We start from the raw sequence: 18,571 nt of genomic DNA on the forward strand, positions 1-18,571 counted from the left end.
CGCCACTTTTTTATATGGAGTCGATTAGGCCTGAAGTCCAGGAACTTCAACTACTTCGTTTACGTCTGCATTGTAGTCGACTTTAGGAACTTCAAAGCCGAATAAGTTAAAGAAGTCTGTTTTGTAGCCTTCTAAATCTCCGATTGCTGGTAAGGTTTCTGTTGTCGCTTCTGCCCAAAGTGCAGTCACTTCATTTTGCACATCTTCTCTCATTTCCCAATCGTCAATTCTGATTCTTCCTTTTTCATCAACAGGGACACCGTCTTTTGCATAAAGGTTTTCTTTGAACAGACGGCTGATCTGTTCTATACATCCTTCATGAATTCCCTTTGCTTTCATCACTTTATAAAGTAAAGAGATGTAAAGCGGGATCACCGGAATAGCAGAACTGGCCTGGGTCACCAATGCTTTGTTTACAGAAACATAAGCTTTTCCATTGATGTCTTTCAACAGGTCAGTGATACCGAAAGCAGTTGCTTCAAGATGGTCTTTTGCACGACCTATGGTTCCTTTGCGGTATACAGGCTCTGTAAGCGCTGGTCCGATATAAGAATAGGCTACTGTAGTGGCTCCCGGAGCCAGTAAGTTTGCTTCTTTTAAGGCCGTTATCCACATTTCCCAATCTTCGCCGCCCATCACTGCGACAGTGTTAGCTATTTCCTCTTCATTTGCAGGTTCTATTGAAACTGTTGAGACAATGCCTGTATGAAAATCGACTGTTTTATCACTGAAACTGCCTTCAATAGGTTTTAAAACTGAATTAAAAGTTTCACCCGTTGCCGGATGTGTTCTTCTTGGAGAAGCAAGGCTATAAATAACAAGATCTACCTGTTCAAGATCTGCTTTGATCAGGTCAATTGTTTTTTGCTTGATCTCATTAGAAAAAGCGTCACCGTTAATGCTTTTGGCATATAAGCCTGCTTCATTTGCAAAAGTTTCAAATGCTGCGGTGTTGTACCAACCCGGAGAAGCTGGCTTGCCCGGTGCAGACGGTTTTTCGAAGTATACTCCTATGGTTGATGCATTTGATCCAAATGCGCTTGTAATTCTTGAAGCTAAACCAAATCCTGTAGATGCGCCGATTACCAATACTTTTTTAGGGCCATCTGTCAATCCCTGGGATTTTACGTAGTTAATCTGTGTCAATACATTTTGTGCACATCCTTCAGGGTGTGATGTAAGGCATATAAAACCACGGGTTCTAGGACTAATAATCATAAATTGTTTGTGTTGTAGTTATACGAATAATATGTGAGTCAAAATTCTGACAAAGCTAGAATTTTTATTCAGAACTTATGCAGTGATGATACAGCGCTCTCCTGAAAGTTCCTGCATGCAGAGTTCGTTGTTTACAGGGACATTAATCTGCTCCACTTCTTTTCGGTAGTTTTCCCTGATTTCTTTTCGGGATTTTGCTTCGATAAAACGTCTGATCTGATCGTTATTTTCCAGTATCAGGCCGGGTACTTTCACCGTTTTGTTTTGGTCGTCTTTTGCAACCATAGTGAAATAGCTGGTGTTGGTATGTTTGATTTTGTTGGTCTTTACATTTTCGGAAATCACTCTGATTCCCACAACAAGTGAAGTGTTACCCACATAATTGATAGAAGCCATTAGTGAAACCAGTTCCCCGACCTCCACCGGTTCCAGAAAATTGACGGCGTCTATGGAAGCTGTGACACAGTAATTGCCGGCATGTTTGGCAGCACAGACGTAGGCAACTTTATCCATTAATGATAATAAGATTCCTCCGTGTATCTTTCCTCCAAAATTGGAGTAGGAAGGGATCATCAGTTCTGTAATGGTTGTTTGTGAAAAACTCACAGGCTTATAAGATGCAGTTTCAGGGATTTCGGTGCTGGTCATTGTAAATAAAATTAGCTGGTATGCTCGTGCTTGCCTGCTATAAATCTAATGCAATAGTTTTTCTTATCCAAAAATCGGTGAAGGTAAAGAAAGGTGAATTTTGTGCAATAAAAAAAAGCCTCTCAGGTTTCTGAAAGGCTTTTGGTGGGAGATACTGGGTTCGAACCAGTGACCCCCTGCTTGTAAGGCAGGTGCTCTGAACCAGCTGAGCTAATCTCCCTTTGGTTCTACTCTTTTTATTTTGAAACAGCAGAGTAAGCTGTTTTTGGTGGGAGATACTGGGTTCGAACCAGTGACCCCCTGCTTGTAAGGCAGGTGCTCTGAACCAGCTGAGCTAATCTCCCCTTTGGTTCTACTCTTTTATTTGGCTGAGTAAGCCATATCCCCTGACGTTGGGGAGTGCAAATATACACGTCTAAATTAAAACTCCAAAAACTTTTGTGAGATTTTAAGAAAGTACGTCCTCCAGAACCTGGTGAGATCTGATGTCTCCAAAAGATGCAGTATGTAAGGTGTAGTAAATCAGTATTTTATCCAGAATGTTGCGGCGCACTTTATTCTCCAGTTTTATCTCATTTATTTTCTCAAAAGGCATCGTAAACAGAGAAATGAACAAAAGTGCTTCATTTTTTTCTAAGAAATGAGGGTGTACCGGGGTTCTTGACCTGAACTCGCCTTCCTGTAAATCGAAATAACTGTAGTCACTTTTGGTTTCAGTATTTGGTGCAAAACCGAGAAACCGGGATAATTTCAATAAAAAAGAAAGATGAAAATTCACATTCATTTCTTTGTTCTCATCCAGCCAGCACACGGCATTGAAAATAAACTGAAATAGATTGTCATCTGTGGTCTGCTGTCTGATACTCTTATAAAGTACTTCATTCAGGAATATGACCATCGTACTTTTAATGATGTCATATGGAATGCTGCTAAAAATAGGAGAAGGCCTCAATTCCGATACCCGTTGTATGCTGGTGTTGGTTTTGTGGTAAACAACCATGTCTACCAGGTGCAAGGGTTGTAACATATTCATCCTGATCTTTGCCTTCGGTTTTTTTACCCCGTTGATCATATAAGACTGTATGCCAAATTTCTCTGTAAAGATCTGAACCACAACACTACTCTCACTATATAAAGTGGTCTTTAAAACAATTCCCCTGGTTTTATGCAACATCTTACCCTACGATTTTTGGAATAAAGATAAGGAGACCTGTAAGTGCCGCAAAAACTGCAGACACCAATACTGCTCCTGCTGCAACATCTTTTATGATTTTCGCTTTTTCATGATAGGCTGGAGAGACGAGGTCTACCAGTACCTCTATTGCTGTGTTCAAAAGTTCTATAATGATCACTAGGGCCGAAGCAGCAATGATCCATAGCCATTCGGACAGCGATAATCTTAAGTACCACCCCAAAATAATGACGATCAGCATTGAGGTTACGTGAAATTTAAAATTGAATTGCGTTTTAAAAGCATAGGTCAAGCCCGAAAATGCATAGCCAAAGCTTTTAAAGAATCTTTGCATCATAATTAAATTTGTACAGATTACCATTACAAAGTACGACATGCTTTCTTACATATCCAATTGTTTGTGCAGAACCCTTACCTTTGCGTAATTTTTTAAAGGAATGTCTGAAGAAAAAACTGCCCTGCATCCAAGAAACAAACATCGTTCGAGATATGATTTTCCTGAGCTGATGAAAACGCTACCACAGCTAAGTGATTTTGTAAAAGTGAATGCTTATGGAGATCAATCCGTTGATTTTTCTGATCCTGCGGCAGTTAAGATGTTAAATAGGGCACTACTAAAATGCTTTTATAGTATTGATCATTGGGACATCCCTGAAGGTTATTTGTGTCCGCCAATTCCCGGACGTGCGGATTATATCCATTACCTCGCAGATCTCCTGGCCCAAAGTAATGCGGGAGCTATTCCTAGAGGGAAATCAATAAAAGGACTTGATATTGGCATGGGCGCAAACAGCGTGTATCCAATCATTGGTCATCAGGAATACGGCTGGAGTTTCCTGGGGTCTGAAGTGGATAAAAGGGCGGTTAAAGCCATACAAGCAATTGTTTCAGCGAACCCACAGTTGACAAATGCCATTACATGCCGCCAGCAGAGCAATCCCGGCCATATATTTAGCGGGATTGTTAAGCCCGGAGAAATTTATGATTTTACTTTATGCAATCCGCCATTTCATGCATCAGCAGAAGAAGCACTGGCAGGAACAAAACGTAAGCTTCAAAACCTTGGAAAGCAAAAAGCTGTAACCCTAAATTTTGGCGGACAAAATAAAGAGCTTTGGTGCGATGGGGGTGAGGTTGGCTTTATCCGGAAAATGATAGCCGAAAGCAGTAGGATCAAAGACCAATGTTTTTGGTTTACCACACTGGTTTCCAAGAGCAGCAACCTGCCTTTTATTTTTAATGCACTTCAAAGAGTTAACCCCTATGAAGTGAAACAGGTAGAGATGGCTCAGGGTCAAAAGATCAGCAGGTTTGTAGCATGGACTTTCTTATCTCCTGAAAAGCAACAGCAATGGGCGGCAAAAAGATGGAGCACTAAAAGCTAACCAATACTGTAGCTTTTTTATTTTTAAAGTGCCCGATCAATTCTCCGTTGGTATAATGTTTAAAGTGGAGCGTATCACTTTCCTTAAGCCTGTGTTTTAGCATACAATATAAATGCAGGCATTTGATCCAGTTTAATGCTGTGGCCTTGTCTTTCCAGATTTCCGGATATACATAGACCTCAGCACCTTCAATTTTTACGATATTCTTCTCTTTCAGTTCATTTACGTTGGCAATGATTTTTGCTGTTTGAGCCGAAAGGTTGGCGTTGTTTTGTATTTTTTTCTTTGCGTAGATCATTAGAACTTTTCTTAGTCTAAGAGTAGTGGCTCATCATCGTCAGTCAGGCTCAGTTGAATACTGTCCGTTCCGGCAATCCCCTCTATGGATCCGCGAATGTGAGCAGCGTTAAGCATTACTTTTTCCAATTGCTTTTCTCTTGCTTTCCATAATTTCTCCATAGCATCACGTTCTCTTTGAATAGAAAGCTTCATGCTCATGAAGCCCTCTCTTATTGCTTTCCACTGTTCAGAAAATTCATTGCTGGTCAAATAATCATAAAGCATGTGCATTTTATCTCCTCGGTTTTCCTGGGATTTTGCAGCACTAAAAAGCTTTACAATGCCATCACGTAAGATATAAGAAACTGCTTTTACTTCATCAAATGAGCAGATCCACACGCCATCCCTTTCTCCAAAGCAATCCATTCCTTTCGGATAAGCCTGGGTAACAATAACTGCTACATCAACCCCCATACTGCGCATGTCTTTTTTTAATTTCTCAATCCATTCCATAGAGAAATCTTTGGTGCGTTTACTTTCATAGATGATTTTGCCGCAATCCTGGCCAAATTGGTTTCTGATGTGGTGTACACAATCTGCTCCCCGGACTCCCTTGCCTACTTCTGTAATTAAGTCGAAAGGAAAAGCGTTGCGGAGTAATTCTTCCAATATGAGTTCCTGAACTTCCCCCTGCAATTGCATTGAGCCCTGTTCAGCTTTTCTTTTCATCTCTTCGGCGAGTTTTTTCTGGTCGTCGAGTTGTTTTTCCAGTTCCTTTACCCGCAACTGATGTTCAGTCTCTTTGATGTTATTTTTTTCGGCCTCTTGCTTTCTGATCTGTTCGGTCATTTCAGCACGTTGTTCCTGTAATTTTCTTTGCAGTTGTAGTTCCAGCTCAGCCTCCTTGTCCTTCATGGCCTGTTCTTTTTTCAGAAAGTCCAGTTCTTTGGCCCGCGCAAGTCTTAGTTTTTCTTCATTTTCTTTTTGTGCATTGTCGAGCATCTGGAGCTTGTTCTCAAAGTCCGTAGAGATACTTTTGCGCAGGCTCTCCTCTATTGTGCTTTGAAGCTGTTTTTTTTCTTCCGCTAGTTTTTGTTCGTAAGCCAGTGCCTGCTGTTTTTGCTGTTGTTCAAAGGTCGCTTCCTGTTGTTTTTGTTGTGTCAGGAACTCCTGCTGTTTCTTCGCAAACTCTTCTTCCTTCTGTTTGGTAAAAGATACCATCTTTTCCCTGAGGTCTTTTTTATATTCCTCAGCCATCACTTCTTCGATAGGGAAGGTGTGCGCGCAATTAGGACATTTTATTTCTGTGGACATACTGCAAACTTAAATTAGCTTTGTACAAATAAACTTTCTGCAAACTTCATGGATACGCTTCTTGGTTCCTGACTTCCTATCTGGATACTCAATGAGCCATCAAACGCAATTACTTCGATCACTTTCAAAGTAGTGCCAATGGTAATGTGCAATTTTTCAAGATACTGAAGAAATAATGTGGAAGTATCTTTTACTGCAGCCACTTTACAGGTTTCTCCCGCTTTTATTTCAGACAGCAAAGTTTTGGCCGTGGCCGGTATTTCTCCATTAGCTTTAGGAATAGGATCTCCATGAGGATCAAATTCCGGAAAGCCCAGGAATTCTTCGAGCTTGTCTACGAGTTTTGCAGACTGGATATGCTCCAGTTGTTCTGCAACTTCATGAACTTCATCCCAGCTAAAGTCAAGCTTTTCATAAAGGAAGGTTTCCCATAGGCGATGCTTTCTTAAAATAGCAATCCCATTTTTCTTACCACTTTCAGTAAGTAAAATTTTGCCATATTTTTTGTAGGTCACCAGATCTTTCTCTTTCAGCTTTTTCAGCATATCGGTAGCGGTCGCCGGCTTTACCCCCAGGTAAGCAGCCATTTCATTGGTTCCTGCCTCGGGTCTTTCTTCATTTTGAAAACTTAGTTTCAATAATGCTTTTAGATAGTTTTCCTCTGTATAAGATAGCATAATACAAAAATAGGTTTTATCTAAAACAAATGACTAATAATAAATGTCAAATTATATTTGTTAGGTAAGTCTAACTTTTATAGTTTTGCAATGTTGTTTTTAAAATTAGACAAATGAAAATGCTTAAAACTATATTAGCTGTTACTCTCCTTTTTTCATGCATTTTGGTAAATGCACAGACTTCTTCACTTAAAGGGACCATTATGTCAGAAGGTATACCCTTGTCGTCAGTAAGTGTTACTTTACAGAATACCGGTATAGCCGGCAAGACGGATACAATTGGTAATTATAGTTTTGAGAGTATCAAGCCTGGATCTTATAGGGTACTGGTAACAGCAGTAGGTTTCAGAAAGTTAGTTAAGACTGCCACAGTCGCAGAAGGTCAGAACCAACTCGACTTTGACCTCAGTAACCTACAGAATGATTTGGACGAGGTGGTGATTACCGGGACTTTAAAAGAAGTCAAGCGTCTTGAGAGTCCGGTCCCGGTTGAAGTGTATACCGCGGCTTATTTTAAAAAGAACCCTACACCAAATATCTTTGAAGCCCTTCAGAATGTGAATGGTGTGAGACCTCAGCTGAATTGCAATATTTGCAATACCGGCGATATACATATTAATGGTTTGGAAGGTCCATATACCATGATCCTGATTGATGGAATGCCTATAGTAAGTAGTTTATCTACAGTATATGGACTATCGGGCATCCCCAATTCACTGGTGGAGCAAATGGAAATTGTTAAAGGACCGGCATCTTCTTTGTACGGAAGCGAGGCTGTAGGAGGGTTGATCAATATCATTACCAAAAAGCCTAAGAATGCTGCATTCATCTCTGCCGATCTTTTTTCAACGAGCTATGGGGAATATAATGCCGACCTGGCCTTTAAGCTCAATGCGGGTAAAAAAGCAGCTGTACTTACGGGGATCAACTATTTTAAATATGGCAATCCCGTAGATCATAATCATGATAACTTCACCGATGTGACCCTGGCCGACCGTATTTCTGTATTTCAAAAATGGAATATTGAACGGAAGAACAAAAGGGTTTTTACGCTTGGTGCCAGATATCTGTATGAAGATCGCTGGGGAGGCGAAATGCAATGGAACAAATCTTTCAGGGGAGGAAACCAGGTATACGGAGAAAGCATCTATACCAGCAGATGGGAATTGATTGGGAATTATCAGTTGCCGGTTGACGAAAAACTGTTTCTTGCATTTTCTTATAACGACCATAGTCAGGATAGCAGGTATGGCACCACATCTTACATAGCGGAGCAGAAGATCGGCTTTACGCAGATGACCTGGGACAAGAAACTAGGTAGTCACGATTTATTAGTAGGGGCGGCACTCAGATACACTTTTTACGATGACAATACGCCTGCAACCGCGGTGCATAATCAGGGTGTTGCCCGAAATACCTGGCTGCCCGGAATCTTCATTCAGGATGAAATCACATTAGCTGAACGGCATAAATTCCTTGCAGGATTTAGATATGATTATAACTCTGTACATGGTAATATTTTTACACCAAGATTCGCTTACAAGTGGAGCCTTAATGACAATAACATCATCCGCTTAAATGCGGGGACTGGATTTAGAGTAGTTAACATCTTTACAGAGGATCATGCGGCACTTACAGGTGCGCGGACAGTAGAAATCCCCAACGAGCTAAAGCCAGAAAAAACTTATAATGTAAACTTAAATTACTTAAAGAAAATTTATACCGATAACGGAACATTTTTAGGTATAGAAAGCTCTGCCTTTTACACCTATTTTAACAATCGTATCATAGGGGATTTTGATACAGACCCTAATAAGATCATTTATGATAACCTGAATGGTTATGCGGTCAGTAAAGGACTAAGCGCCAACTTTGACCTTACTTTTAAAAATGGTCTGAAGGTCATCGCTGGGGCTACTTATCAGGACGTTGCTACCTACGAAAACGGGATTAAAATGCAGCAAATACTTACGGAAAAATTCTCAGGAAACTGGGCAGTATCCTATAAACTGAAACCTTTAAAGCTCGCTATCGATTATACCGGTAATATTTATAGTCGCATGAGACTTCCTCTTTTAAGTAAGCTGGATCCGCGGAAAGAATTTTCGCCCGTATGGAGTATTCAGAATATTCAGTTTACCTATTCAGGATTCAATAAGTTTGAATTGTACGGCGGGGTTAAAAACCTCCTCAACTGGACGCCAAATAAGGGGAATCCTTTTATTATTGCCAGGGCTAATGATCCCTTTGATAAGAATGTTCAACTGGAACAAAATGGTCAGGTAATGGTCACAAAAGACAACCCTTACGGACTGACATTTGATCCAAGTTATGTCTATGGGCCAAACCAGGGAATAAGGGGATTTTTTGGTGTCAGGTATACCATAAAATAAATTCAATACATTAACTTTATGGCATGATCTATCCTTCTACCTATCAGGCAGCACGGCTCATCGCGCCAAAAGTTGAGGCAATATTTGCTGCTCACCTTGCTGCTGCCCGTGATAAAGGTGAAGATGATCTGGCCCCCTTACCTTCTGCGCATATAGTTGAAGCCATTATTGATGCCACTTTCTGGGCTAGTTTGAGAAAAGAAGAAGGACATTCACCAAAAATATCCCTTGCATTTCTTCCTCCCGAACAGGCCGGTAATCCGCTGCTTTTCAAGCAAAGGTTTCCTTTGAACCCTGGTACATTAACGAAGCTTGCTCCTGGTATAGAACGTGCAGGAATACATTTAGGAATATGGGAAGAAGATGGCGGACTTTACATCTGGGGAACTACTGTAAGTATTCCTAATTTTTGTTTTGTACTGGATGTTTCGGAGCCTGCGCTTCTTGTAATTAAACACAGGAGGATTTATGGCTTTGGGAAATTTACAAACATAGCGGTTCTTAAAGGCGACCAGGTGAAAATGGTTGATGGACACAGTACTAGCTTACCTGACTGTCCGCCGATGCTTTTATCCCTCCTGGATCTCACAGCATTGTCCTATTGGAATGATTCTGTCAATGTGCTGATCCAAATAGCTGTCTCTATGAGGGCGCATGGAAGAGGAGGTACCTTGCTCGTTGTTCCTAATGAAACAAATAATTGGTTACAGTCCATTATAAAACCCATCCAGTATTCCATACAGCCATCTTTCACCGGATTGTCTAAATTATTACAACAGGACAGGAAAGAGGCGAGCCAGATCTTCTGGCAAACTGCATTGAAAAGAGAAGTTGAGCATTTGGCAGGATTAACTGCAGTTGATGGCGCTACTATAATTAGTAGTCAATATGAATTGCTTGCCTTTGGCGCGAAAATAGGAAGAGCTAAGGGTAAGGATAACATTGATGAACTTTCATTTTCGGAACCTATTGAAGGAGGTGAAGCAATAGTCATGCATCCAGCGAAAGTAGGAGGAACAAGACACCTGTCTGCTGCCCAGTTCGTTCACGATCAGCGCGACGCTACCGCATTGGTTGCCTCACAGGACGGCCATTTTACCATCTATACCTGGTCTGTGCTGCAAGAAAGAGTGCAAGCACATAGAATTGATACGCTGCTGCTCTAGTCTACGAAAATACGATCGCGCCTACGATCACGCTTAAAAAAATTACAATCATTACTACTCTGTCGGCATTGATCCATTGTGTCTTGGTAACCGCTTTTCGCTTCACCTCTTCTTTTTGCCTTGCAAATGCCTGGAGGACTGTGAGTGATTTGATTAACATAGGTAGATGTGTTTTGTAGGTGCAATTAGCCTAACACAAACGATAAGCCAAATGGAATCTAAATTGTTAAAATGTGAATAACTTTCATTTTCTGTTGATTTCTCTTCATTCATCTGTATATATTTTGATCCAATTGAGTCGAAATGGTTTGATTTTGACGAGTTGTGTATGCTTTTTCAGACATCCGGCTTAAAATTATTGTACTGATATTCAGTAGTATACATTTAGTTTTTACTTTTATATAGTACTATGTATTGCATATTACTATATAAAACATATAACTTTGTATTATGATAGCAGAAAATACCCAAACCCAAATGCGGAAGGGCATACTAGAATATTGTGTGCTTCTGATTATATCAAGAGGTGAGATATATGCCTCAGATATTATCTCCGAACTAAAATCGGCGAGGTTACTTGTCGTGGAGGGTACACTATACCCTCTATTAACCCGCCTGAAGAATAACGGATTACTGAGTTATAATTGGGTAGAATCTACATCTGGTCCTCCCAGAAAGTATTACATACTTACTCCTGAGGGTAAATCCATATTGACTCAGCTTGATACAACCTGGCAGGAACTTTCCTATGCGATCAATACCTCAAAGAAAGTTGCCGACAATACTAACCCAAAAAATTCATAATCAATGAAAAAGACACTCAACATAAATATTGGCAATTCTATCATTTATATCGAGGAAGATGCCTATGAAATGCTTACAGTTTATTTGAATGAAGTAAAACAGCATTTTGCAAAAAGCACCGATGATTTTGAAATCGTTACTGATATTGAAAATCGCATCGCCGAAATGTTTGCAGAGAAACTTCAGGAACAGCAAAAACAGGCCGTCAACATTGAGGATGTAAGGTCTATCATTAGTCAGATGGGATCGGTTAAAGATTTTGAAACTTCTGAAGAAGAAAATCAGGATTCGGTTCCTCAGGAACTGCCTGCCTTCAATTCTGTTAAAAAATTATACAGGAATACTGACCGGGGTGTAGTAGCTGGTGTTTGTATCGGATTGAGTCACTATTTGAATGTAGATGTCATCTGGATCAGACTTTTTGCATTCCTCAGCATTTTCTTAGCGGGTTCTGGCTTCATTGCTTATGCGGTGTTGTGGATTATGATTCCAAGGGCTCAAACAAGAGCTGAGAAAATGGAGATGATGGGCGAAGAGACAAACCTTAAAGGGTTTGCAAATAGCAGGCATCAATTGGTAAGTCAGTCGCGGGGCTTCATTGGAGAATTTTTTCATGTACTTGGCAATTTTATTGAAAGCACAGGAAAGGTTATTTTTAAGGTCATTGCTGCAATTATTGTGTTTTTTGGTTCCATGTTTCTACTCTGTCTGATTGTTGCCCTGGCTGCTTTTCTAGGCTTCTGGGATTCTGATATGGTACATTATTTCCCTGTTAGTATGGTAAACGAAGAGTATTTGTCAAGCCTGACTTTTGCAACATTTATCACTTTCAGTGTCCCTGTTTTGGCCCTGGTTTTATTTTCTATAAGGGTGGCCTTTAATGGTAAGCCAATCAACAAAACGCTGTCCTTTGGCTTATTGATCATATGGATTGTTGGTGTAGTAACCGGGATCTTTTATGTTGCCAAAATTTCCTCTGAATTTAAAGAAGGGGCCGAGTTTTCTCAGGTCGCTCCATTACAACCATTTAAAGAATATACACTCCAAATAGATCGGACGCGATTTTTTACCAAAGAAGATAGTCTTCAGTACAGTATTGATGCGCAAAATTACAGAGGAAGAGCAATTCTTGAGGATCTTGACAATGAATTTGACAAGCCAAGGAATATCAGATTGAATATAGAAAAAAGTGAGGATGGAAAGACTGTACTTATTCAGAATTTTAAATCCAGAGGTAAAACTTTTGAAGTCGCTTTAAAGAGCGCGCAGCAAATCCACTACGGTTTTCTCCAGCAGGGTGCGGTACTCAATTTTAGTCCTGTACTCTGGTTTCCTAAAAATGCGAGTTGGCGTGGGCAGGAGGTCGAGCTAACTATAAAATTACCAGTCGGTACCAATGTTAAAATCAGCAAGGAATTTGGAAGATATCTCACCGGATATCGTTATTGGGATTGTGATCATGATCCAAACAGCGGATTTACGGAGTGGGTGATGACAGATGCCGGCTTTAAATGTAAATATGAGCACGAAGAAAATGATCCAGAATAAAAAAAAGGGGCTTAAGCCCCTTTTTTTATTCTTAACCGGTTGACTATTTAACCGTATATCGATAGACATACCTGGAAACATTTCCATTTTTATCTATGCCTTCAATAACCGCACGATAAGCGCCATTTCCATCGGCATTGTAATACTCCAACGTAAGTGGCCCTGTAGCCGTAGTTGCAACATTAGGATTCCAATAGATGGTAGTACGCAGGTCATTAAAGTTATAAGTGTTCGCAGGGTTTACATATTTGGGCAGATAAAATTCTCTCTGCTTGCTGAAGCCTTTAGGTCTTATCTTTAAGATGTTTGCTTCAGGCATCATCTTTTTTAATTCTTCAAGACTAATTTTTGTTCCTTTCACAGGCTTTTTAGTATTGATGACCAACACCCCATTGGTATTGTACATCCTGTTTACCGTACCCAGTTCATCTTTCGGGAATACTTCTACAGATTCTACTTCTGTTGGTTGAACGCTTGCAAGTCCGAAATAGTCTATAGGAGTTCCGTTTAAGAAAATCTGAACGGGAACACGGCTGCCTGCCTGGTAGTCACGACTTACATAAAAATTGTTTTCAAAGTAAGTCATCCCCATTGCCATTGTTTGCAGACAAAGCGCTATTGAATTACAGCCCTTAAATCTTTCTCCTTCAATTACAGTTCCTGAAATAGAACTTAGTCCTGCCAATGCCGAATGGTCGGAATGACTCGGTCTTTTTACTTTTGTCTCAATTTTGACTTCCTTAAGGGTCCGCAGGAAATTATATTGCTTTTTACTGTTATTGAGGTATGGCGCCAGTGCACTGTCGATATTAACGATTTCGTCGGGGGTTGACATGCCTCTAGTCAGTGGAGCTGCATTTTGCGGATCCATTACAATCATCAGATTAGATCCATTTGCGCTATATTTTGCGTTGATTACAACCTCTGATGAATCAGGAATTGTTAGATTCTGGAAAACGAACTTTCCACTTGGGCTTGTCAATGTCTCAGCTGCATACCTTGATCCGGTCACAGTTAATCTTAGCGCACCCTTTCTTACCGGCATACCGGTGCGGTCTCTTAAAGTCCCGCTAAGACTCATATCCTGCTCGGGTAAAATAGAAATTACAGGAAGCTTTCCGGCCATAATGTCCTTGTAATTAAAGCGACGGAAGCCCTGGGTCAGCATCAATACGTCCAGGTCAGCTGTCTTTTTTTCACTTGGTTTGTTGAAATAATAATTGGGTTTTTCGATATATCCTTTTAGCTCGGAGGTTAATAAGAGTGAGCTTAAAATGGTGATTTCATTATCTTCATCAACAGGTACTTTTTGCGCATCCGTAACAGAAATAGAATAATCGCCTTCTACCGGTGCTGTTGCAGTTTTTGCAGTGACGGTTAATTTCACTTTTTGCTTTGGTTTATATGCAGGAAGGTCTGTCTTTAACGTAACGCTTACATTATTGGCTGAAGGATTAAAGGTGAGTCGTTCACTAATAGGATCACCAGTTTCAGAAAATAAGGTAATCTGAGTAATCCCTGTTGGAAATTTATCTCTTGGAATTTTGGTCGTGGTCAGCTGGGTGCTCAATTTGGTTTTAGCTGCATAATAAATAACACCTCCATTCGAACCTATGATAAACAAGGTCTTGTTTTTATTAGCGGCAAAATAAGGATCATTGGCAATCATCTTCAAATTAATTGCCGCGGGATCAGTATTCCCAATTTGCAGGGTAATACCTGAAGGCAATGCTTTTGGCAGGTCAAAACTCTTTACAGAACCATCTTTAAAAGTGATATTTACTTTGTAACTTTTAGTGTCATCTGCAGTTAGATAAAATGAACCCATGCCCAAATGAGAGGATTCAAAAGTATTGAGGACGGCCCCAGTGTTGTCAACAATTGTTCCCTTTAAATCTATTCCTAATCCGGAGGGATTAACCGCCTTAAACCCTATTCTGGAAGCAACACCACTGATGATTTCACCACCTTCTGGAAAGAACTGGATATCATGTGCTCCTTGAGGAGGTTTTATCTTAAACGATGATGTTACAACATCATTTTCTGCCAATGCCAATTCGGTAATCAGTTCCCCGTTGGTGATTGCTTCATTTTTTTTGGAATCAATTTTTATCCTCAGGAATCCATTCTGGTCAGTTGTTCCTTTTCCCCGGGTAACTTCATCATAATTGGAAAGCACTCTCCAGTTGACCGTTTTGTTGGTCTGAACCACATTGTCCCTGTTTCTGAACTGAACCACGGCATCTATCGTCTGGTTTTTATCCGTTTGGCTTGTTTTGAAGCTAAAGTGGGTATTCAATTGTTTATCTATAGCCTCTCCAATTGGCACGGTCTTGCTAAAATAGTAAGCTTCTCCAAAGTTTATCATCCAAAGCGTATATGCTTTGATGTAATAATTGCCTTGTAAATAAGTCCCCTGATTCAAAGGTATACTGCCGGTTGCCATTCCTTTTACGACAGGGATTTTGATGCTTTGTACCAAAGAGTCCTTACTATTCAGTACATCTACATATACAATTTTACTCAGCAGAGAAGGTAGGTTTTGCTCCATTGTAAGGTAAGCTTTGAACCAGATTGTATCTGCTACACTGTAATAAGGCTTGTCAAAATGCAAATAAACCTTCTCTATTGGATGTTCTTCCGCCAGTTTTTTACTTTTATTGAGGATATTGTCCAGAATTACACTATCCTGCTGCTGTCCAAAAGCAGAGATCTGAGTCGCAATTGAAAGTAATAAAAAAGCTATGATGAAGTTTGAAAATCTCATATCGCTAATATATTCATTTATGGGTGTAGTCGGTCAATTGTAACGCATCTTTAACATTTTTTTACAAATGCCAAGGCATAAAAAAAGAGGACGCAAAAGCATCCTCTTCAGAATCTAATCAGATCCGATGTTTATTTGAATTCGATTACAAAGTCATTTACCGGGGTGCGGACTTTTTTAAGATTTACCAACCAGTCGCCGGCACTATCTCTATATCCTAAAGGCAATAATGTAGTACTGCGTAAACCCTGAGCTCTTAATCCCAGAAGTTCATCAAGATCTGCCGGGTTAAATCCTTCCATTGGCGTAGCATCAACCTTCAATAACGCAGCTTCTGTCAACGCTACTCCAAATGCTATATATGCTTGTTTAGCGGCATGATGGAAATTTTCTTCAGCAGTTTTTGCAGTATACATACCAATAATTGTGTTAACATAATCGGCAGTTGCTGAATCAGGAACACCACGTTCTGCATTCGTACGTGAAAATACACCCTTAATACGTTCTTCCGTATAGTTATCCCAGGCAGCAAAAATCAATAGGTGGGAGCAGTCTGTGATCTGCGACTGTCCAAATGAGACAGCCTTAATTTTTTCTTTCAATTCAGGGTTTGTAACCACGATAATTTTGAAGGGCTGTAAGCCAGAAGAAGTAGGAGCAAGGCGCGCCGCCGCTAAAATCTGATCAACTTTATCCTGAGAAACAGTTTCTCCATTCATTTTTTTTGTGGCATACCGCCAGTTCAAAGCTTCTATTACGCTCATATGAGTAATTATTATTTTTAATATCTTAATTCATTCATTAACAGTGTATTTCTTCTTTGATTTGAATAAAAAATAACACTGTTAGCAAATGTAAACATGTTAATTTATACCGTAAAGGACTTTTATTGCTTATGACTTTTAAATGATAACAAAATATGACAAACTATTTCAGCGGGTTTAGCGTTAACTATTATGCATGCATAGGATGTGTGTCGCTAAATTAAATGACTATGAAAAACAAATTAATTCTATCTACAGCTTTATTAGCCGCTGCTTCTTTGACGACCCTAGCACAAGAGAAAGGCTTCTACATTAAACCTACCGGGAGTTATTTCATGAAAGTAACACCTGTTGAATTCCCGGCTATAAATGGCCAGCTTGCCAGGGATAAAACTACGACCATAACCGGAACTGGGGCAACTGCCACCACCTCCACTTCTGAAACTGCATTGACCGGCTCATTTGGTCAGGGTTTCAGAGCAGGCTTAGTTGGGGGCTACCAGTTCAATAACGTGATAGGCTTAGAGGTCGGACTGAATTATTTTTCCAGTGAAAAGCAGGATATGCTAAAACAAACGGTGATAAATAATGGAACAACCGCCCTTAGCTTGCATGCGGTTGGCCAGGTTAAGGCTTTCGACGTGGCGCCAGCATTGGTATTTCGTTTGCCAAGTAGCGGCAAATTTCAGCCTTATAGCAAGATTGGTGTAATCGTTCCGGTTGGCGGCTATCTGGAAATTAATACTGCGGTCAATGACCAGACCGGTCAGATTGCTGCGTCTCAGGGCACAGTATCTCCTCCGGGAACAAGAACTACACTGGTGTTAGCCAGAGAAGAGCGAATCAATCCAAGGGCTACTATCGGTTTCCAAAGTGCATTAGGATTCGACTACAAAATCGGGAATGGGGTAAGTCTGTTTTCTGAACTGGAATACAGAAATATCTCTGTCGGCGGAAAAGATAAAGAATTAAGAAAATACGATGGAACAGCTACAGTGGTAGTCAATGCGACCAACACTCCGGCTGGTTCCAAAACACTCATACTTGGAGATCAGCCAACAGGCGATAAGGAGGTAAACTATCATAAGACAATAACCAGTTCAATGAATGTAAAAGGCCAGGCAAATTATGATCCCTCAAAACCATCTGATGATTTAAGGTCATATATTAATATTGGAGGTCTGGGCCTCAATGTTGGTGTCAAAATCAGTATTTAACAAAAAAGGGGTTGTCATTGACAACCCCTTTTTTATTTGATTTTCCTTTTACTTTCTAAGAACATACTTGTCTGCCAATGCCCCGGTAATTTTCTTTCCATCTATATCAAGCTGAGTTAAGGTATTCTCACCTACAAAGAATTTTGAAGGGCGGTCCTTAACATCATTTAAAACAATTACAGAGCCAGTTTTGTCCCAGCTAAAACTTCCGTTTTCCTGAAAAACTTTAGCGTCTTTTCCAAGGTACTTTGCTTTTATGACATAGGTAGCATCATCATTTAATGTGATTTCTGTTTCTATTCCCTCGCAATCTGCACAAGGGGTTGTTCCCTTGTAGGAGCCGGCCCAGTCGATAGAATTTTGAGCATTGTGGTCATCTGCGATTAGCGTAGAGTCTTCCTGAATGGTATCTGATTCAATAGATGATACCGTATCTATGTTTACTGTGCCCGTTTTTGTCTCTACGTTGCAGCTCCATAAAGCTACAGATGTCAGTGCGAGCGCCAAAATTTGTTTTTTCATCATTGTATTTTTAGGTATCGACTACCCACACAAATAGTGCCTGATTTTAATGTTTCAATTTTGCTTTAAATACCTTCTCCAGCTTTTCCATTTTAGGTAGAATTACCAGACGGCAATACGGCTGATCGCCATTCTTATTGAAATAATCCTGGTGGTAACTGTCGGCAACATAAAAAGTCGACGATTTATCAATTTGTGTAACCACAGGTTTGTCAAATGCCTTGGTGTCATTCAACTCTTTTTTGTACGCTTCTGCAAGTTGCTTTTGTTCATCGCTATTGTAAAAGACAACTGAACGGTATTGTGTACCTACATCTGCACCCTGACGGTTAAGTGTGGTTGGATCATGGCTTTTCCAGAATACTTCGAGTAACTCCTCGTACTTTATTTTCGAAGGGTCATAGGTAACTTCAATAACTTCAGCGTGACCGGTAGTGCCGGTACATACGTCTTCATAGGAAGGATTGTCTACATTTCCGCCCTCAAAACCGGATCTAACCTTCGTAACACCATTCAGGCGTTCAAAAATTGCTTCAGAACACCAGAAACAGCCCATACCAAAGGTTGCTTTTTCTAATTTTTTTGATTGTGCATCAGCACTGTTGAGCGATAATAATATAAGGGCCATAATTGAAATATATTTCATGATTCTATTGCTTAAGTTACCGGATTACCTA

Annotated in this window: 18 protein-coding genes and 2 tRNA genes; 6 read left to right on the forward strand and 14 right to left on the reverse strand. The window is 40.2% G+C overall.

What is annotated here, in order from left to right:
• Positions 1-24 precede the first annotated feature (24 nt).
• From fabV to R2Q78_RS15310, 6 genes are all read right to left on the reverse strand, one after another.
• Positions 25-1,218, reverse strand: a complete 1,194-nt coding sequence (gene fabV / locus R2Q78_RS15285; protein WP_316793405.1) for an enoyl-ACP reductase FabV — start codon at positions 1,216-1,218, stop codon at positions 25-27.
• A 75-nt stretch (positions 1,219-1,293) separates the two neighbouring features.
• Entirely contained in the window at positions 1,294-1,866 is a 573-nt protein-coding gene (locus tag R2Q78_RS15290; RefSeq protein WP_316793407.1) for an acyl-CoA thioesterase, read from the reverse strand.
• Between the two features lie 142 nt (positions 1,867-2,008).
• A tRNA-Val gene (locus tag R2Q78_RS15295) sits at positions 2,009-2,086 on the reverse strand.
• A 46-nt stretch (positions 2,087-2,132) separates the two neighbouring features.
• Positions 2,133-2,210 (reverse strand) — tRNA-Val (locus R2Q78_RS15300).
• Between the two features lie 104 nt (positions 2,211-2,314).
• The gene (gene recO / locus R2Q78_RS15305) at positions 2,315-3,040 is read right to left on the reverse strand and encodes a DNA repair protein RecO (protein WP_316793409.1); all 726 of its coding nucleotides are present in this window, start codon (positions 3,038-3,040) and stop codon (positions 2,315-2,317) included.
• 1 nt (position 3,041) lies between these two features.
• Positions 3,042-3,395, reverse strand: coding sequence for a diacylglycerol kinase family protein (locus R2Q78_RS15310; RefSeq protein ID WP_316793410.1), 354 nt, complete (start codon positions 3,393-3,395; stop codon positions 3,042-3,044).
• A 100-nt stretch (positions 3,396-3,495) separates the two neighbouring features.
• Between R2Q78_RS15310 and rlmF the strand changes: the two genes are divergently transcribed.
• Positions 3,496-4,443, forward strand: coding sequence for a 23S rRNA (adenine(1618)-N(6))-methyltransferase RlmF (gene rlmF, locus R2Q78_RS15315; RefSeq protein ID WP_316793413.1), 948 nt, complete (start codon positions 3,496-3,498; stop codon positions 4,441-4,443).
• On the opposite strand, the gene R2Q78_RS15320 is transcribed toward rlmF, so the two are convergent.
• Genes R2Q78_RS15320 through R2Q78_RS15330 form a run of 3 tightly spaced genes read right to left on the reverse strand, consistent with a single transcriptional unit; the run spans position 4,433 to position 6,713 of the window.
• Positions 4,433-4,741 (reverse strand): hypothetical protein, encoded by a 309-nt coding sequence (locus tag R2Q78_RS15320; protein WP_316793415.1) that lies wholly within the window; start codon positions 4,739-4,741, stop codon positions 4,433-4,435. The two genes, rlmF and R2Q78_RS15320, sit on opposite strands and share 11 nt — an antisense overlap.
• A gap of 11 nt (positions 4,742-4,752) precedes the next feature.
• On the reverse strand, positions 4,753-6,036 hold the full coding sequence (locus tag R2Q78_RS15325) for a DUF2130 domain-containing protein (protein WP_316793416.1): 1,284 nt from the start codon (positions 6,034-6,036) through the stop codon (positions 4,753-4,755).
• Between the two features lie 14 nt (positions 6,037-6,050).
• On the reverse strand, positions 6,051-6,713 hold the full coding sequence (locus tag R2Q78_RS15330) for a metal-dependent transcriptional regulator (protein ID WP_316793418.1): 663 nt from the start codon (positions 6,711-6,713) through the stop codon (positions 6,051-6,053).
• Between the two features lie 119 nt (positions 6,714-6,832).
• Between R2Q78_RS15330 and R2Q78_RS15335 the strand changes: the two genes are divergently transcribed.
• Together R2Q78_RS15335 and R2Q78_RS15340 are read left to right on the forward strand one after the other, a co-directional pair.
• Positions 6,833-9,106 (forward strand): TonB-dependent receptor, encoded by a 2,274-nt coding sequence (locus R2Q78_RS15335; RefSeq protein WP_316793566.1) that lies wholly within the window; start codon positions 6,833-6,835, stop codon positions 9,104-9,106.
• A gap of 23 nt (positions 9,107-9,129) precedes the next feature.
• Positions 9,130-10,272: a putative sensor domain DACNV-containing protein gene (locus R2Q78_RS15340; RefSeq protein WP_316793420.1), complete on the forward strand. Its 1,143-nt coding sequence runs from the start codon at positions 9,130-9,132 to the stop codon at positions 10,270-10,272.
• A gap of 1 nt (position 10,273) precedes the next feature.
• On the opposite strand, the gene R2Q78_RS15345 is transcribed toward R2Q78_RS15340, so the two are convergent.
• Entirely contained in the window at positions 10,274-10,432 is a 159-nt protein-coding gene (locus R2Q78_RS15345) for a hypothetical protein (protein ID WP_316793422.1), read from the reverse strand.
• A 290-nt stretch (positions 10,433-10,722) separates the two neighbouring features.
• On the opposite strand from R2Q78_RS15345, the gene R2Q78_RS15350 reads away from it, so the two are divergent.
• Together R2Q78_RS15350 and R2Q78_RS15355 are read left to right on the forward strand one after the other, a co-directional pair.
• Positions 10,723-11,076, forward strand: a complete 354-nt coding sequence (locus R2Q78_RS15350; protein WP_316793424.1) for a PadR family transcriptional regulator — start codon at positions 10,723-10,725, stop codon at positions 11,074-11,076.
• A gap of 3 nt (positions 11,077-11,079) precedes the next feature.
• On the forward strand, positions 11,080-12,624 hold the full coding sequence (locus tag R2Q78_RS15355) for a PspC domain-containing protein (RefSeq protein ID WP_316793425.1): 1,545 nt from the start codon (positions 11,080-11,082) through the stop codon (positions 12,622-12,624).
• A gap of 43 nt (positions 12,625-12,667) precedes the next feature.
• Here R2Q78_RS15355 and R2Q78_RS15360 read toward each other — a convergent pair whose 3' ends face one another.
• Positions 12,668-15,391 carry a carboxypeptidase regulatory-like domain-containing protein gene (locus R2Q78_RS15360; protein ID WP_316793426.1) on the reverse strand — a complete coding sequence of 908 codons (2,724 nt, stop codon included), beginning with the start codon at positions 15,389-15,391 and terminating at the stop codon, positions 12,668-12,670.
• 131 nt (positions 15,392-15,522) lie between these two features.
• Entirely contained in the window at positions 15,523-16,155 is a 633-nt protein-coding gene (locus R2Q78_RS15365) for an NAD(P)H-dependent oxidoreductase (RefSeq protein WP_316793428.1), read from the reverse strand.
• 230 nt (positions 16,156-16,385) lie between these two features.
• Between R2Q78_RS15365 and R2Q78_RS15370 the strand changes: the two genes are divergently transcribed.
• Complete coding sequence (locus R2Q78_RS15370; RefSeq protein WP_316793430.1) at positions 16,386-17,372, forward strand: outer membrane beta-barrel protein; 987 nt, start codon at positions 16,386-16,388, stop codon at positions 17,370-17,372.
• A gap of 48 nt (positions 17,373-17,420) precedes the next feature.
• Here R2Q78_RS15370 and R2Q78_RS15375 read toward each other — a convergent pair whose 3' ends face one another.
• Positions 17,421-17,897 carry a copper resistance protein NlpE gene (locus tag R2Q78_RS15375; protein WP_316793432.1) on the reverse strand — a complete coding sequence of 159 codons (477 nt, stop codon included), beginning with the start codon at positions 17,895-17,897 and terminating at the stop codon, positions 17,421-17,423.
• A gap of 43 nt (positions 17,898-17,940) precedes the next feature.
• Positions 17,941-18,540 (reverse strand): peptide-methionine (S)-S-oxide reductase MsrA, encoded by a 600-nt coding sequence (gene msrA, locus R2Q78_RS15380; RefSeq protein ID WP_316793434.1) that lies wholly within the window; start codon positions 18,538-18,540, stop codon positions 17,941-17,943.
• Between the last annotated feature and the right edge of the window lie 31 nt (positions 18,541-18,571).

This window comes from Pedobacter frigoris, from assembly GCF_032678645.1.
Classification (GTDB): domain Bacteria; phylum Bacteroidota; class Bacteroidia; order Sphingobacteriales; family Sphingobacteriaceae; genus Pedobacter; species Pedobacter frigoris_A.

Bases quoted from the DNA above. Each gene is read 5' to 3' on its own strand.
- R2Q78_RS15335 (WP_316793566.1), top strand. From the start codon at position 6,833: ATGCTTAAAACTATATTAGCTGTTACTCTCCTTTTTTCATGCATTTTG.
- recO (WP_316793409.1), bottom strand. From the start codon at position 3,040: ATGTTGCATAAAACCAGGGGAATTGTTTTAAAGACCACTTTATATAGT.
- R2Q78_RS15360 (WP_316793426.1), bottom strand. From the start codon at position 15,391: ATGAGATTTTCAAACTTCATCATAGCTTTTTTATTACTTTCAATTGCG.
- msrA (WP_316793434.1), bottom strand. From the start codon at position 18,540: ATGAAATATATTTCAATTATGGCCCTTATATTATTATCGCTCAACAGT.
- R2Q78_RS15365 (WP_316793428.1), bottom strand. From the start codon at position 16,155: ATGAGCGTAATAGAAGCTTTGAACTGGCGGTATGCCACAAAAAAAATG.
- R2Q78_RS15330 (WP_316793418.1), bottom strand. From the start codon at position 6,713: ATGCTATCTTATACAGAGGAAAACTATCTAAAAGCATTATTGAAACTA.
- R2Q78_RS15350 (WP_316793424.1), top strand. From the start codon at position 10,723: ATGATAGCAGAAAATACCCAAACCCAAATGCGGAAGGGCATACTAGAA.
- fabV (WP_316793405.1), bottom strand. From the start codon at position 1,218: ATGATTATTAGTCCTAGAACCCGTGGTTTTATATGCCTTACATCACAC.
- R2Q78_RS15325 (WP_316793416.1), bottom strand. From the start codon at position 6,036: ATGTCCACAGAAATAAAATGTCCTAATTGCGCGCACACCTTCCCTATC.
- R2Q78_RS15370 (WP_316793430.1), top strand. From the start codon at position 16,386: ATGAAAAACAAATTAATTCTATCTACAGCTTTATTAGCCGCTGCTTCT.
- rlmF (WP_316793413.1), top strand. From the start codon at position 3,496: ATGTCTGAAGAAAAAACTGCCCTGCATCCAAGAAACAAACATCGTTCG.
- R2Q78_RS15345 (WP_316793422.1), bottom strand. From the start codon at position 10,432: ATGTTAATCAAATCACTCACAGTCCTCCAGGCATTTGCAAGGCAAAAA.
- R2Q78_RS15375 (WP_316793432.1), bottom strand. From the start codon at position 17,897: ATGATGAAAAAACAAATTTTGGCGCTCGCACTGACATCTGTAGCTTTA.
- R2Q78_RS15290 (WP_316793407.1), bottom strand. From the start codon at position 1,866: ATGACCAGCACCGAAATCCCTGAAACTGCATCTTATAAGCCTGTGAGT.
- R2Q78_RS15340 (WP_316793420.1), top strand. From the start codon at position 9,130: ATGATCTATCCTTCTACCTATCAGGCAGCACGGCTCATCGCGCCAAAA.
- R2Q78_RS15355 (WP_316793425.1), top strand. From the start codon at position 11,080: ATGAAAAAGACACTCAACATAAATATTGGCAATTCTATCATTTATATC.
- R2Q78_RS15310 (WP_316793410.1), bottom strand. From the start codon at position 3,395: ATGATGCAAAGATTCTTTAAAAGCTTTGGCTATGCATTTTCGGGCTTG.
- R2Q78_RS15320 (WP_316793415.1), bottom strand. From the start codon at position 4,741: ATGATCTACGCAAAGAAAAAAATACAAAACAACGCCAACCTTTCGGCT.